This is a genomic window from Humiphilus diazotrophicus, assembly GCF_059726315.1.
The window spans coordinates 211,373-228,182 of record NZ_AP040869.1 but is presented as its reverse complement, the minus strand read 5'-3'; the positions used below and the strand labels follow the sequence as shown (position 1 = coordinate 228,182).

The window sequence follows — 16,810 nt, the reverse complement described above, 5'->3', positions numbered from 1 at the left end:
GAAAACTACATTTACGAGAGTTTCAACTTAGCTACATTTGCCCGATATGCAACGCGACAACCTGGAGAGAATAGAAAATGTTGGATGTAAACGCTGGCGAAAAATCGCACAATCTTCTTCAAGAAAACCTGTCTGCAGATCTGGCCATTGTAGGAGGTGGCATGGCAGGCGTTTGTACTGCCATTACAGCAGCGCGTGCTGGTGTGCAGGTGATTCTGATTCAAGATCGTCCAGTGCTTGGGGGAAATGCTTCGAGTGAAGTGCGTTTGTGGGTGTTGGGTGCAACTTCTCATATGGGCAATAACAACCGCTGGGCAAGAGAGGGAGGAGTAATCGATGAGATTCTTACAGAGAACCTATGGAGAAATCCGGAAGGGAATCCCGTTCTATTCGATGCTTTGCTGCTTGAGAAGATTATTGAGGAGAAATGTATCCGTCTTTTACTAAATACCTCAGTATATGCAGTTCAAATGGAGAACGAGCTGCAGATCGCTGCCGTTCAGGCTTACTGTAGTCAGAATGAGACCGGCTATCTTGTGAAGGCAAAATTGTTCTGCGACGCCTCCGGAGATGGTGTACTTGGATATCTTTCCGGTGCGGCCTTCCGCATGGGAGCTGAAGGATCTGAAGAGTTTGATGAAGGTTTTGCTCCTTCCTCTGAAGAGCGAGGATTGTTGGGACACTCGCTCTACTTCTATAGCCGCGATAGCGGACGGCCAGTTCGCTTTATCCCTCCGTCTTTTGCTCTTCGGGATGTGGGTGAGATTTTGAGGTATCGGGAGTTGAAATCTTCGGACAGCGGTTGCCGTCTGTGGTGGTTGGAATATGGAGGCCGACTCGACACGATTCATCAAACCGAGGAAATCAAATGGCAACTCTGGAGAATAGCCTACGGAATCTGGGATCACATAAAGAACTCAGGCAAATTTCCAGAAGCGGAGAATTTGACTCTCGAATGGCTAGGTGCGATTCCTGGAAAGAGGGAGAGCCGGCGATTCGAAGGGGACTTCATCTTGACGCAGAAAGATATTGTCGAACAACGAGAGCATGAAGATGCTGTTTCGGTTGGGGGATGGGCCATGGATCTTCACCCTGCCGATGGTGTTTATAGCTCTCAGCCGGGATGCATTCAATGGCATCCCAAAGGCATATATCAAATTCCGTTCCGATGTATGTATAGCCGTAACATTCATAATCTTTTTCTTGCGGGCCGTCTGATCAGTGTCAGCCATGTTGCGTTTGGGTCGTCGCGCGTTATGGCGACTTGTGCTCACAACGGCCAGGCTGTTGGAATTGCAGCAGCAATTTGTCTGGAAAAAGGCGTACCTCCCTCAGCGGTATCAACGGGCCGTCTGCTACAAGAGCTTCAACAACGCCTTTTGGCCTCTGGACAGTTTATTCCAGGATTCAGGCAATCGAATCCTCAGGATCTGACTTCCTACGCTGATGTAACTGCCAGCAGCACATTCGAGTTAGGCGATCTTCCGCCAGGGCCGGATGTGGTGCCACTGGATGTTTCGCGCGCTATGCTCCTTCCTCTTCAGGCAGGCCCTGTTCCTACGTTCAACGTATGTCTAGAAGCACCACAAAAGACATCGCTTCGCGCTGAACTTTGGATTGCCCGAAAACAGGGAAACTATACTCCTGAGCTTTGCCTGGCGGGAAAAGAGCTTTCAATAGAGACGATGGGATCACAAGAGGTACCAATCTCCTTCGCTGTACAATTTGATGCTCCTCGCTATGCTTTTCTGGTGCTTCGAGAAAATCCTGTTATTGGGGTACGACTTAGTGAAACGCGAGTTACAGGAATCATGGCTCTTTCGCGTGGGATGAATCCTGCGGTAGCAAAGAGTTCTTCGCAACGGCCTCCAACGGGAATCGGAGTAGATGCCTTTGATTTTTGGCTTCCCCAGCGTCGTCCTGGAGGAAAGAACCTTAGTCTCAGGATCACACCTCCACTAAGGAGCTTCTGCGCCGCCAACGTAAAAAATGGATACGATCGTCCTTATGAAACAGTCAATGCGTGGGTGGCATCGACTGAGGATTCTTCTCCATATCTGCGTTTATCGTGGCCAGAACCGATTAAGATCAGACGCATTGTGCTTTGTTTTGATACCGACTGGGACCATTCTATGGAATCAGTTCTTATGAATCACCCAGAACGGGTTGCTCCTTTCTGCGTTGCAGATTATCGATTGTGTGATGAGACTGGGAAGACGATTTATGAGGTGAAGGACAATCATGCAACCCGAAATGAAATTCTTTTGAGCTCGGCAGTAATTTTGAGGGAATTGCAGTTGGAGATTCTTCGCACCCATGGTGCTTATGCAGCTGTCTTCGGGGTGAGCTGCTTTTCGGGGGCAGAGTAGATGTTTGTCAGAAGAAAGCGGTTTATCCTTGCCTGTGCGTTCTTTCTTGCAGTATGGATGCCCGGAGAGCTTCTCGCCCAGGTTTCTGGAGACAAGCTTGAACTGAGTGCAGGCGACGTTCAGATCAAAATCGAGAATAACCCTTTTTGCTTTGGATTCTACGTAGGGCAGCGGCGAATTCTGGGGCAGGACCCCCAGGCAGGAATTCTTATCGACGGTGCGCCATCTTATGTGCTTTCAAGTTCCGACTGTCTTCAGAACAGGTGCTCATTGAAATTGCAAACCGGCAAAGGAGCAAAAGCCGATTTGGAAATCAGGATGGAAGCCCATCATGTGCTTTTGAAACTTCTGATGGATTCTCCCGGAAGGGAAGTTCGCTTTCAGACAGGCGGAGCGGCTCCTGGATATGGGTTAGCGGATCATGCATTTCTCAAACAGCATTACGACACCGACATCACCGGCATCGAAGATAGCCACTTTCTCTCCGGGGAAGAGACTTCGCGCCTAGTGAGCAACTTCATCATCTATCCGCAACAGAATGTAGCTGTTTTGCTTGTTGATCCAACTCCTAAAGTTATACATAGCTCAAGGGAACAGATCATACAAGGAGTTGAACATGCCTCTCGTGTTGTGAATATGCACTACTTCTTCGGAGATCCTCATGAGATCTATGCGGAATACCGGAGAGTGAGGCAACAATCTGGCTACGAAATATTGGCTCCTAAACCGGCCCTCTTCGGTGTAGGTTGGGAGGCATTCGGCGCGCTTGGGTGGAAGAGCGATGAGGAGACTATTCGTCAGAGTATCGATAAATACCTTGCTCTTGGATACCCCTTGCAATATGCCGTGATCGGGTCGGGATTTTGGCCCGAAGGAAAACCGTACGAGGAGACGACTAGCTTTGGGCTTTTCAACTCAAAACGATACCCGGATCCAGGTGGTTTGATCCGATATTTTCATTCGCGCAATTTGAAAGTACTTTTTGGGTTACGTATTTGTTTCCTAGTGGACGGGTCGTATACCGAAGAAGGAAAGAAGAATCACTACTTCCTTGAAAATCAGAATGGCATACAGCTCTTTCATGGAGGGTGGCCAAAATCTCCGTACTATCTTTTGGATGTCCACAAGCCTGAGGCCTTGGAATGGTACCTGCACCTTGTCGATAAATGGTTGGCTTTTGGGGTAGATGGATTCAAAGAAGATTATTTTGATTTCGGAGCGTATACGCTACGTGATGACAAGGTAGATCTTATCAACAATAAGTTGATGGCGATGGGAGTTTATCTGATTGAGCGCAACGGATATCTATCTTCCAATGGCGATCTGCAACGGATAAACGACTTCAATTTCGATCAGAACCAAGATCGTGGACCCATTAATGCTTTGGCCTTCGCCTACGCAGGGTTTCCCCTTGTGTATCCCGATATCGTGGGCGGAACGTTTGGGGAAGAGCATTTTTCAACCATGCGAACTCCGCGAATGGAGCGATACATGATGCGGAATGCCCGTTGGGCGGCGCTCCATAGCTCAATGTCTATGGGGGAACCTCCTTGGAGTTTTGAAAATCCGGAAGTCGGCAAAATGATGCTAGCCTCGGCACAATTACATGATCGTCTGCAGCCCTATATCTATGCCCAGGCTTTGCGCTTTTCTCAGGATGGCTATCCCTGGCCGTTGACGCCATTACCGATTGCCTATCCACATGATCCCTCGGTATATGGGCGCGAGAACCAGAAGGTGAGAGGGTATGAATGGCTAATCGGCGACTCCTTATTGGCCATTCCACTGTACGGCAATGACTACGAAACCGCCGAGACTCGAGATATTTACTTACCTCAGGGACGTTGGATGGACTACGACACAGGAGAGTTTTATGACGGGGGAAGAATTCTGCATAACTTTAGCCTGCCAGTTTCAAAGAATCCTCTGTTTGTCGGAGGACCCGGGATCGTACTCGAAAAGATCAAAGAGGAAGTGGTAGCCAGAATCTATCCCTTACAGACCATGGCTAAGGAGTCTTTTCAGCTCTCGCCCCAAGGGCCCGTTATCAGTATAGAGACATCTTGTTCGAACTGGAACCATGGCGTGCGGGTCGAAGATCGCACAAGTGGTCAAGAGGTGCCTTGGGCACGGGAGCGGCATGCGATCCAATTCCCGGTAGTGACCGGCCATCAATATGTAGTTCAGTCAGCACAATAACTATAGACAAATCCGAACGCGACTTATGAAATCGATCGACCTCTGTGAAGTGTTCACTGCCATTGTTCTCACAATTGCATCTAGTCAATCCCTGACCGCTCAGAAGGCCGCTCCGGACAGTAACCGCGATACATGGTGGCGGCACGCTGTCATCTATGAAGTCTATCCTCGTAGTTTTCAGGATTCGGACGGTGATGGAGTCGGAGACCTCCAGGGGATCATTCAGCGACTTGATTATTTGAAGTGGCTTGGGGTAGATGCGATCTGGCTTACGCCTATCTATCCATCTCCGCAAGTGGATTTTGGCTATGACATCTCCGATTATCAGCAGATCGATCCTACCTATGGCAGTCTTGCTGATTTTGACCGATTAGTACTTGAGGCGAAAAAGAGAAATATTCGTGTGCTAATGGATGCTGTACTAAATCACACATCAGATATGCACGCCTGGTTCGAGGCGTCGCGAAGCTCCCGCGAGAATCCAAAACGAGATTGGTATATCTGGAGGAATGGCAAGGCCGAAAACCAGCCGCCGAATAACTGGAAGAGTCTCTTCGGTCATTCTGCCTGGAGTTTTGATGCTGAAACAAAACAGTGGTATTACCACCGTTTCTACAAAGAACAGCCTGACCTCAATTGGAGAAATCCCTCCGTCGAGCAGGCCATGTTGAATATGGCACGTTTCTGGCTGGATCGTGGAGTTGCTGGCTTCCGTCTGGATGCTGTTCCGACAATCTTTGAAGATCCATCACTCAAAGATGCAAAAGTCCTGCCCGGAAATAATGCCTATGGGGATCCAAATCTTGATACATCGTTAACCGACAACCTTCCCGAGGTACATGATGTCCTGAGAAAGTTAAGGAAGGTCGTCGATTCCTATTCTGGTGATCGGGTCTTGATCGGTGAAACCTATCTTCAGAGTGTCACCGAGTTAAGAGCCATGTATGGAGCCCAGCGGGATGAATTGCAGCTCCCCATGGATATGCAAGTCGGATTTCTGAATAAACTCGATCCTAAAGCCTTTGCTGCGCGAATTGAGGAGGCGGAGTCTCAGATTGACGGTAATCAGCCTCTGTTTGTTTTTGATAATCACGATAACCCGCGAAGCTGGGATCGGTACGGTGACGGTATCCACAATCTGGCAATCACGAAGCTGCTAACAGCCATTCTGCTTACAACACGATCGACCCCGATTCTTTACTATGGCGAAGAGCTGGGAATGTCAACGACGCCTCCTTTGCGGCGAGAAGATGTGAAAGATCCGATAGGAAGAATTGGTTGGCCGAACGAAAAAGGCCGAGATGGAGAAAGAACTCCCATGCAATGGGATCGCAGCAACAATGCCGGGTTTACTCATGGAACCCCATGGCTTCCTATTCCAGAGAGCCATCAAAAAATGAACGTTCAAGTGGAAGCTCATGATTCATCATCAGTGCTTCGGTGGACGCAGCAACTGATTCAGTTGAGAAGAGAAAATTGGCAACTCCGCGATGGCGATCTGGAAATGATTAAGCGTGGAGAGAATGGGATATTGGCCTATTTGCGAAGGACCGGTACTCCCGGGAAAGCTGTCTTGATTGTATGCAATTTCAATGCGACCTCTGCTGATTTGTCTCTTTCGTCTTCTCTTGGATTCAGTGAGCAGTCAGGGACGAAGACCCTCGCTTCCAGTGAGCGCGATGTAAAAATACTCACAAATACAGACATTCTTCATCTGCCTGCATATAGCGTATGGGTTGGAGAGATTAAGTAATCGCGATTGCAATAATTCGCTTGACAGTTTTTTTAGCTGCAACCTATGATTCTCGCGTCGTTATTTGAACCGTTTCAAATAGGGGGAAGATCAATAATATGCGGTTAATGGGTCGATGGCTCTTTTTCCTCGGAAGTACGCTCGTCTTTCCTATGGTTGGCCAAAACCTCAGCGGACAGACGGTCTCCTATAGCGAGAACATTTCTTTCCCCTCGGATGCTGGGGTAATTAATGTAAAAGCCTCTCCTTATAGCGCTCAAGGCGATGGTGTGACAGACGATACGGCAGCTCTCCTAGCGGCTATTCAAGCAAGCGGCGATGATCTGGGCGTGTACTTTTGGCAGGACAAAATCATATATCTTCCAAACGGGACCTATAAAGTTTCCGGAACACTATTGAAAAAGTATGCGGCTACGAATGGATACGCCGCAGGTCTCATTCTTGTTGGACAGTCGAAGACCGGCACCATTATCAAGCTTGCGGACAACACCCCCGGGTTTGGAGCTTCCGATCCCGTCCAGCCTGTTATCAAGACGACATCGAAAGGTGTTAGCGGTGCAGTGAACACTACCGGGAATGGTACAGATGCTTATAGAAATTCGATTGAGAATCTCACGATTGATGTCGGTTCCGGTAATCCTCATGCGACCGCGATCAGCTATCTGGCCAACAACGTAGGGTCCATTCGAAATGTCAGTATCGTTGCCTCGGCAAATAGCGGTTATACCGGGATTGACATGACACGCGGCTTTATTGGTCCAGCACTGGTTCAGAACGTTTCTATTTCAGGATTCGAATATGGAATAGATGTTGCCAATACGGAGTATGGGGTGACACTGGAACATATTTCCCTGACGGGGCAGAGAAGTGGAGGATTGCGTAATACCAGTAATATGCTGTCGATCAATCATCTTGAGACCATAAGCAGTAACCCAGCGCTGATAAACACAAACGCGAATGGTATGGCGGTTCTCTACAACAGCAATCTTCAAGATAGTGGAACGAATCCGACCCTGATCCAAAACTCAGGTGTGATCGCTTTGCATAACACGACGGCGACAAACTCCCAAAGTTTTACGGGTAATTCCATCTCCCCTATAGAAGGGAGACTGTCCGGAACAACCTGGACAAGTGCCAGTTTACCTTGGAACATTACAGCAGTCGACACACCGGTTGCCGATTATGACGAGTCCTCCACTTGGGTAGCTGCTTCGAATGCCAGTGCGGAATTTACTGATAAGAACGGCAATGTACCGGCGCCTGTTGACGCGACTAGCTCTATTCAAAATGCATTGAATTCCGGCGCTTCAACTATATATCTGCCACATGGGATCTATTACATTACGACCAACCTCACCGTCCCTGCAACGGTTAAAAGAATTGTCGGAATGAACTCGACCTTACGGGTACTGTGGAGTTCTTCGGTACTCAATTGGAATAGTAGCTATGGCATGCTCCATATCGGGACACCTGCCTCCACCCCTTTGATCATCGAGCGTCTGGCTTTTGATAAAGGAGGTACCAGCTCGGTCACGCCATACGCCGTGGATCTTACTTATGACAACCGGCCATCGAGCAATCAGCAAGCAGTTCGCGATGTAGTAATTCGGGATTCGGTTACCAATGCCGCCAATCAAGTATATCGCCAGACTTATGGCGGCAGACTATTTATGGAGGATACCTGCTGCGGCGGGTTGCGCCTGAATGGGGCAGCACTTGTCGCTGCTCGCCAACTCGATTCCGAGACAAAGGGATATGGAAATATACGAATTATTAATGCCGGAGCGCCTTTCTGGATCTTAGGACTAAAGACGGAAGCTCCTGTCAACGTCGTATATGCTTCGGCAGGAGCAGCGACTCAGATCGTTGGAGGACTGCTTTATACCACACCCGGAAGTAACTATCCCGTCGTACCTACAACCACCTGCACGCAGGCAATCACTCCTACTCCGGCGATTCCCAGTGGTCAGACGCATCCGGCAACGACTCCTGCCGCCTTTATCCTCGCTTCCTCCTGGATACAGGCGGCATTTGTCGAGGAGGTCCTGACCACTGCGTCGCAAGACCCTTCATACTCGCGCTATCCATGGTATGTGGCAGATACGGAAAATGGTGCAACGTCATGCATCAACAATTCCGTGGGACAGACACGCATTGGCACTCAAGCAAGCGGGCTTTCCGAAAACGGATTTATTGTGCCAGCAATAGTTTCAGGTCCGGCAACAACTCCGAGCACGCCGTAGCATTGAATCTTCTTTGCAGAAGTTTATCGGAGGCCAAAGCAACAATTTTTCTAATGAGAAAGTGAACCGTTTCAAAAATAAGGGTTTAATTATGAAAACGAATAAAATGGTTGAGATGAGTATGCGCATTGGCAGTGCGCTTGGCAGGTCTCAAGTGTTTACGGGCTGGCGGCTCTTCCTCTTCGTATCCGCAATATTTCTACTATTTCTTCCATCGTCTATATTCGGTCAGGCAGATCAGGGAACTATCACCGGGGTGATCACCGACTCCGCGGATGCGTTAATTCCAAGGGCTGAGGTCACCCTGATCAGCATAGACACAGGGCTGATCTTGAAGACGACAACAAATAATGATGGTGTATATGTATTTTCGCCGGTCAAGATTGGGACCTACAAAATCGTCGCCAAAGCTTCTGGATTTGGAAGTAGCGTGCAGAATGATCTCCACTTAAATATTCAGCAACGCATGAATGTAAGTCTGAAATTACCTCCTCAATCTGTCTCTGAGACGGTATCCGTGTCGAGCGCCGGTCCGCTCTTACAGACAGAAGAGGCTTCGGTCGGGCAAATAATTACCGCGAAGGTTATTGATGAGACTCCTATAAGTGGAAGGAACTGGGTGTATGTAGCTCAACTTTCAGCAGGTGTGGCTCCATCGAATGGTTCCAAAGGACAGCAAAAAGGAGATTTCTCTGCGAATGGTCAAAGAGAGGCCCAAAATAACTTCATATTAGATGGAGTGGATAACAACACAAACTTCCCTGACTTTCTAAATGGGTCCAGTTATATCGTTCGTCCACCAGCTGATGCCTTAGCCCAATATAAGGTGCAGACAACAAACTACACGGCTGAGTTTGGTCATTCCGCCGGAGCAGTGGTAAACGCCAGTCTCAAGTCGGGTACGAACTCCCTGCACGGTGCGCTCTGGGAGTATTTCCGCAATGACAAGCTCAATACTCGTACGGCGATTCCGTATACACCTACTGTCCCTCCTTATCATCAGAATCAGTTTGGCGGAATGCTAGGCGGTCCGATCTTTCGCAATAAGCTCTTTTTCTTTGTTGATACCGAGGCGAACCGGATTGTCCAGGGAACTCCCACTACAACTACGGTTCCGACAAGCAAGATGAGAACCGGCGATTTCAGCGAACTGTTGAGCGGAAGCCTGACAGGAACCGGGAATCGGATCTTTCTCTATCAACCAGGTTCTGCAGGAGGGCCTTCGCCCAGCACCTATGCAAAGAATCCGGCAAGTAATCCCTACGTGCTGTCTTGTAATGGCCAGGTGAATGTATTTTGCGCCTCCCAAATGAGCCAGGCTGCGCTCAACATCTTGAACGCGTTTCCATTACCAAACAACAACAGCTCAACGATTCAAAACAACTACACTGGAGTCCTGAAAACTACGGACGATGTGGCGCAGTGGGATGCCCGCTTGGATTGGAATATCAACGAAAAAGACCAGGCATTTGTTCGTTATAGCTATTTGAATGAACGGATGTTTACTCCGTCCATCCTGGGCTCCGTTTTGAACGGAGGAGGAGGGCCTACTGGCAATCTAGGCGAGAATTTTGCTTTGAGCGAAACACACATCTTTTCTCCTCTTCTCGTTAATGAATTTCGGTTTGGTTACAACTATGGGCATTTGGCACGCTATCCACATAGAAATAGTGCGACTATCGCCAACTCCTTCGGTTTGGGGGGGATTCCGACCTTTACTCCCGATGCCAGCTTAGGCGGGCTTCCGACAATGTCTGTCAGTTCCTTGCCGGCCTTTGGTACTCCGGCCTATTACCCGGGATTCGAGTATGAGAATGTTTGGCAGGTTCTCGATAACGTAACCCGTGTTATGGGAAATCATGCGCTGAAATTCGGGTTCAATTTTCAGCGCATCCGTGTCTCCGAGACGAAACCTACCTCGCCTTTTGGAAGCTACAGCTACACAGGCGTATACACAAGCGCGCCAACGTTGACCTCTGGCAACGGTATTACAACCACGGGTTGGGGCGCCGCCGATTTCCTCGCGAACTACATGGCGAGTGCGACGATCACTCCAACATTCAATACGGACAATGTTCAGTGGTATCGGACGGCATATGTGCAAGATGATTGGAAAGCAAAACCGAAGCTGACGATTAACGTAGGAGTTCGTTATGAATTCCCGCAGCCCTATTTTGAACGAAATGACAATCAGGCAAGTTATTATCCGACAGGACCACTTAGTGCTGGGTCTGGAACTGCGAACTTCGTTCTTCCAAAATCGAAACAGGGAATTGCACTGCCTCCTGTCTTCCTCAATTACATCGCCTTGGATCATCTGACGCTGGAATACAGCAATAATCGAAGCCTGGTGAATGCTCAGAAACTGAACTTTACTCCGCGCATCGGCTTTGCATATTCTCCGACTGACAAGTTGGTCTTGCGCGGAGGCTACGGCATCTTTCTTGGTGGACTCGAGGGGATCGGTCCTGGAGTGAATCTGGGGCAGAATGTGCCTTTCAATTTCACCTCAAATTTCCCGAATACTGGATGTAAGTATGGAGCTTGCGTTTCCAATGGCATACGTCTGGAAACAGGCTTTACCTCGCAAATCTCATCGGGCCTGCTCAATGCGGTCACAACCCCTTTGCTGACTGGAGCGGAGCTCAACCAAAAAATTCCCTATAGCCAGCAATTTAATCTGGCTGTGCAGTACCTGGTCGACAAGAACACAACTGCGACCTTGGCCTATGTTGGTGGAGTTACTCGCCATTTGCAAGTTGAGTACGATCCGAATCGCCCGAGAACACTCATGGCGACAGGTAGCAACACCAATCCCGCAAGGCCGTTTCCGCACTTTTCTTCTACCAACTACACAATGTCAGCCGGAAGCAGTAGCTACAATTCGTTGCAGGCATCGCTCGAAAGGCGATATTTCAATGGCATCACCTTTCTAGCCGCTTACACCTATGCGCATTCGTTAGATAATGCGCAGGCTGATTTAGCCGAAACCAGTGACGTCGGATATCGTGCACCAGGGATTATTCCGCTCGGCGCCGAGTATTCGAATTCAGGGTTCGATGTCCGTCATCGTTTTGCCTTTAACGGAAACTATGAGCTGCCGTTTGGAGTAGGCAGAAGGCATGTCAACACACCGGGGGTGAAAGATCTTTTCGTGGGAGGTTGGTCCTCAACTCTGACATTCCGCGCGCAAACTGGTTTCCCCTTCTCAGTTACGCCATCAAACTTTAGCTCAGCGGCCGGGCTAGCGAATGCATTTGCCTATCCTGTGCGAGATATCTTCTCTTCAGGAGGGACACCAGATCCTACCAATCCGAGCATCACCTGTGCCGCGAAAACACGTACTGTTGCTCACTGGTACAATCCCTGTGCATTTGCCAATCCTTTATCGGGGAACAAAACAGGATTGACAATCACCGACGCGGCAACGGCCATTCAATATGGGGGAGGGAAGAGACTCTCTATTGCCGGACCAGGGTACGAGCGTATAGATATGTCCTTCTTTAAGCGTTTTCACTTTGAGGAGAAGCACTATCTTCAACTTCGGGCGGACATTTTTAATTTGCTCAATACCCCGTCATATAACATTCCGGGACAGAGTAATGACGGCAGTTCAGGAGGTCAGATCTTGAGTGTGCGCCAGCCGATGGCGTTTACACCTGATTCGCGCTTCTATCAGTTCTCGGCAAAATATGTCTTTTAGTGTGTATCCTGAAGAAAAGTCACACCTCAGGTGTGGCTTTTCTTGTTTCTACATCCGATGTGCCGCCTCTTTTCCGCTTGTTTGAGAGCGATGGCCGGCTTAATTCCATTAGATAGATATTATTTGCTCCTCCTTGCAGAGGGGGATTGCTTGGCGTTGCTTTTACCTTTCGGGGCTTCCTGCTTAACGACGCTGGAGTGTGACGAGGAACTGCGAACGCGTAATTCCACAGGTAAGACAAGTTTGTTTGGAGGTGTATCTGTCTTCTCTATCCGTTCCAAGAGTAACCTGCAAGCTGTTGCCCCCATCTGGTATCCGGATTCATGGATCGTCGTCAGGGCTGGAGCTGTGAAGGGTGCAATTTCGAGGTTGTCGAAGCCGACAATCGAAACATCTTCGGGACAACGAAGATTCATTTCGTGAACAGCTGCAAGGGCTCCAATTGCCATCAGATCATTAGCCGCGAAAATGGCTGTGGGCCGAGGCAGCATCTGGAAAAGCCGTAATGCAGCCATATGCCCACTCTCGCTGTTAAAGCGTGCTTCCTGTACGAATTCCGGAATGAGTTTGATCCCAGAGTTGTTTAGTGCGCGCTTGAACCCTTCAAGTCGTGAGCGTGAGGTGCTGAGGTGGAGTGGACCGCTGATTACTCCGAAATTGCGATGTCCCAGCTGGAGAAGATGCTTTCCTGCCTGATAGCCGCCGCTGTCATTGTCGGCAACGACGGAGTCGCCAGTCCAGTGTTCTGGATAACGGGCAACAAAAACAACGGGAGGACCTCCCGGACGAATAGCTTCGATCACCTTGGTTTCGAGGGCGGGAATGATTAGGACTCCCGATGCACGAAAGGCGCGAAGATCGGAGAAGTAGGAGATCTCCTTGTCGGGATCATTGTCGGTATTGCAGAGGATGAGACGTTGGCCATGCTTAAAGGCCACGTCTTCTGCTCCCCGTACAACTCCGGGAAAGAATGGGTTGGTGATATCTGGAACAATCATTCCGAGAAGATCCATCGCATTCCGGCTTAATCCGCGTGCGAGTTGGCTTGGTTCATAGCCCAGATCTTTTACCGCCGCCATCACTTTGGACCGAAGAGCTTCTCGGACCTTTGCCGAATTGTTTAGAACATGGGAAACCGTACCTAACGATACTCCTGCCTGTTTAGCAATTTGCCGTATGGTTACGGAGCCGGTTTCCTCTTTACGATGTTTCATCGTTAAATAGACTAGCTGGATAGCGGATAAATGGAAAGGATTATAGTGGCTTACGCAGCCATCCGACGGCACCGGTGCACAGCCGGAAAGCCAATCGCTCTTGTTGATGCCGAGCCTCTATATCACTGTCCGAATGTGGCAACACTTGATGATATGTAACCAAATCGGTTCTATATATCGTTACTTTGGCGCTGGTGCTGTCAGACTGTTTTCACAAAAGGAGTATTGGCGAGAATGAATCGCGGAGCGGATTTTCCGTCAAGCCGGGACCTTCAACAGGTCTGCTGTTGACGTGTTGAGAAGAAAAATGCCGCTTTTTGCATTCCTCTGTCAGGACGTAGTATCGGTGAAAACGGTTCAGAAACACGGGGCAGAGAGGTGTGCCAGCTATTGATGATGTGTTGCGCCACCAAGACGACCGACCAAGCATTGGTGGCGATGCTTGGTATAAGGCATGATCATCTTAAGTCCCTCAACGAAGGTTCGAGGTCTCAATTTCAAATATGCAAGCTAGACAACAATAGGATAGTTGAAAGAGCTACAACAGGCCCAATTACTGAGCGTCACTCCAAATCAAGTTAAACATTAGCCGCCCATTTCAGGGCGATGTATTTATCGAATTCTGCTCTGCTCTACAAGAAAGTTTTGGCGAAGAAGAGACATATAGAATAATTTCCGAATTACTCCGCGCGCAACGCCTGCATGGGCGTGACCTTGGAGGCGCGCACGGCAGGCAGCCACGCGGCGAGCGAAGCCGTTGCGGCAAGAACGAGAGGGGCAGATAGGAACACCACAGGGTCCCAAGGCCTGACTCCGAAGAGGAAGGTGGATAGGAGGCGAGTTAGACCGAAGGACATAGCGATACCAAGCATTACACCGATAAGCGCGAGCCTCATGCCCTGCCAGACGACCAGTCTACGAATGATGGATCGGTCCGCGCCAAGAGCCATGCGGATGCCCATTTCCTGCGTGCGTTGTTCGACGGAATAGGCCATGAGGCCATAGATTCCGATGGCAGCCAGAACCAGGGCGACCGCGCCGAAGATGGTGAGAAGCAGCATGTTGAAGCTCTGCCGCGCAGTGGAGCGGCCCATCACTTCGTCCATGGTCCGAATATGCGCCACAGGGAATCCATTACTTGCAATGCGCAACTCTTCCGTAATGGCGGAAACGGAGGCGTGCGGATCGCCATGGGTTCGCACCAGCCAGAAGAGCGGCTGGATATTGGCGTAGGCAGCGTTATAGTCATCTGAAACCTGGGCAATGGGAGCAATAATCATTGCATTAGCAGGCTTCGCAAGACCGTTGTCGTGGAAGTCAGCAACAACGCCGATGATCGTTTCAATCCTCTTGCCGTGCCGGATGTGTTGCCCTATGGGATCTTCGTGGGGGAAGAATTTCCTCGCGAAAGCTTCATTGATGAGATCGACACCGGGCGCGTCGGCGTTGTCATTTTCAGTAAAGTCGCGTCCACGAAGGACGGGGATTTTGAAGAGGCTCAGATAACCCGGCGTGATGCTCATCCACTTACTTGTACAGCAGTGTTTTTCGCCCGGCCTTCCAACGATACGAAAGCCCGCGGCATCTTCGATATCGATAGGCAGCCAAAAGCCGGCGCCAGCAAGCCCCACTCCCGGCAATGCGTTGAGCCGGTTGCGGCCATCTCTCAGAAGCTGCGTCAAGCCGTCCGTATGCTGGTAGAGTGGACCGTTGAGAGACATCTCCATGGTCAGAACATGGTGAGAATCGAAGCCGGGATCAACGCCGTGCAGGGCGTTGAATGTTCGGATAAGTAGCGCCGAGCCGATCAGTAGCACCAGCGCCAGAGATATTTCACTGACGACCAACAGTGAGCGGGCCTTTCCTGCACGGAATCCAGTGCCGGAGTGGTTGCCGTTCTCTTTGAGCGTGGAATTCAAATCGCAGCGCGAGGCGCTGAAGGCGGGGAACACTCCAAAAAGAATGCCGGTTAGTAATGAGACGCCGAGGGTGAAACCGAGAACGCGCCAATCAACGCTGATCGCGGAGCCGTTTTCGCCAATTCGAGGCAGTCCGGCAGGGCTTACCGCCAGTAGGCCCCGCACTCCCAGAATGCCGAGAGCCAGGCCTAAAATGCCGCCAGACAGGGACAGTAATACACTCTCGGTCAACAACTGCTGGACGATGCGTCCCCGACCCGCTCCCAACGCGGAACGGATCGCAAACTCACGCTTGCGGACTGTGGCGTGCACCAGCAACAAATTAGCGACATTCGCGCAGGAGATTAAGAGCACCAATCCCACCGCGCCCAGCATCATCAGCAACGAATTGTGCGCATCGCCGATGATGCTATCGCGCAGGGATCCAACGCTAAAGTGCGCTCGCGGGTCTGAGTTTGGATATTCGCGGTGATACTCCGGGCTCGCCGCTAGTAGTCCAGCATTGGCTTGAGCGAGGGTGACGCCGGGTTGGAGTAATCCGGTCACGAAAAAAAAGTGGTTCATGTCAGTGCTGACAGGGTCGAACTGGAACGGCATCCAGAGGTCAGCTGGCACGTCAGTGACAAAATCTTTTCCGATTACGCCCACGACAGTGTAAGGCTCATTACCCAGCGAGATAGATTTCCCCACGATGGCGCGGTTGCCGCCAAACTTGCGCTGCCATAGTCCGTAACTCAGTACAACAACTTTTCCGCCGTGAGGCGAGTCCTCCTGCTGCGTGAAAGTTCGTCCGAGTATCAGGGGCGCGCCATATATGCGGAAGTAACCCTCTGTAACATGAATCCCATGAACTTCCTCCGGGTGAGCGCCGGTGAGGTTGAAACCGGGGCCTGCGTTGTCGAATGCCGCGACCTCTTTAAATAGGCTCGTTTGTCGTTCGAAGAAATGAAACTCTGGGATGTTATGAAGGTCATTGGCAATGACAGTCGAAGGCGCCAGAAAATTCACCAGACGATCCGCGTCGGGATAGGTGAGCGGCCTAAGCAGGACAGTATTCACCACAGAGAAGATCGCGGTGTTTGCACCGATTCCAAGAGCAAGTGCAGCTACTGCGGAAAGTGTTAAGCCAGGCTTGCGCCGCAGTTGACGCAGGCCAAAGCGAACATCCTGCCAGAATATTCCCAGCCCCGTACCAGCGCGCTGATCTCGGACTGCCTGCTTCACCTGCTCGACTCCACCGAATTCGGCCAGAGTAGTGCGCCGGGCCTCGGACACGGACATACCGGCTGCGATCCGTTCGTCCACAATCATATCTATGTAGGAATGAAGTTCAGCCTCAAGTGGATCCTCAACACTGGACTTATAAAAGAGATTTCTGAAGGTGCTTTTGAGGCGAGACCAGAGTTTCAT

General features: G+C 50.2%; 7 protein-coding genes. 5 read left to right on the top strand and 2 right to left on the bottom strand.

Annotated features, from left to right (window positions below; all coding sequences use genetic code 11):
• The first annotated feature begins 77 nt into the window (after positions 1 to 77).
• From AC6I7T_RS00765 to AC6I7T_RS00745, 5 genes are all read left to right on the top strand, one after another.
• Positions 78 to 2,369, top strand: coding sequence for an FAD-dependent oxidoreductase (locus tag AC6I7T_RS00765; protein WP_497788294.1), 2,292 nt, complete (start codon positions 78 to 80; stop codon positions 2,367 to 2,369).
• Positions 2,370 to 4,568: a TIM-barrel domain-containing protein gene (locus tag AC6I7T_RS00760; RefSeq protein WP_497788293.1), complete on the top strand. Its 2,199-nt coding sequence runs from the start codon at positions 2,370 to 2,372 to the stop codon at positions 4,566 to 4,568.
• A gap of 25 nt (positions 4,569 to 4,593) precedes the next feature.
• Positions 4,594 to 6,321 (top strand): glycoside hydrolase family 13 protein, encoded by a 1,728-nt coding sequence (locus AC6I7T_RS00755; RefSeq protein ID WP_497788291.1) that lies wholly within the window; start codon positions 4,594 to 4,596, stop codon positions 6,319 to 6,321.
• 98 nt (positions 6,322 to 6,419) lie between these two features.
• Positions 6,420 to 8,564, top strand: coding sequence for a glycosyl hydrolase family 28-related protein (locus tag AC6I7T_RS00750; RefSeq protein ID WP_497788290.1), 2,145 nt, complete (start codon positions 6,420 to 6,422; stop codon positions 8,562 to 8,564).
• A 91-nt stretch (positions 8,565 to 8,655) separates the two neighbouring features.
• Positions 8,656 to 12,267: a carboxypeptidase-like regulatory domain-containing protein gene (locus tag AC6I7T_RS00745; protein WP_497788289.1), complete on the top strand. Its 3,612-nt coding sequence runs from the start codon at positions 8,656 to 8,658 to the stop codon at positions 12,265 to 12,267.
• A gap of 119 nt (positions 12,268 to 12,386) precedes the next feature.
• Here AC6I7T_RS00745 and AC6I7T_RS00740 read toward each other — a convergent pair whose 3' ends face one another.
• Both AC6I7T_RS00740 and AC6I7T_RS00735 read right to left on the bottom strand, forming a co-directional pair.
• Positions 12,387 to 13,481, bottom strand: coding sequence for a LacI family DNA-binding transcriptional regulator (locus AC6I7T_RS00740; RefSeq protein WP_497788288.1), 1,095 nt, complete (start codon positions 13,479 to 13,481; stop codon positions 12,387 to 12,389).
• A gap of 680 nt (positions 13,482 to 14,161) precedes the next feature.
• Positions 14,162 to 16,810, bottom strand: a complete 2,649-nt coding sequence (locus tag AC6I7T_RS00735; protein WP_497788286.1) for an ABC transporter permease — start codon at positions 16,808 to 16,810, stop codon at positions 14,162 to 14,164.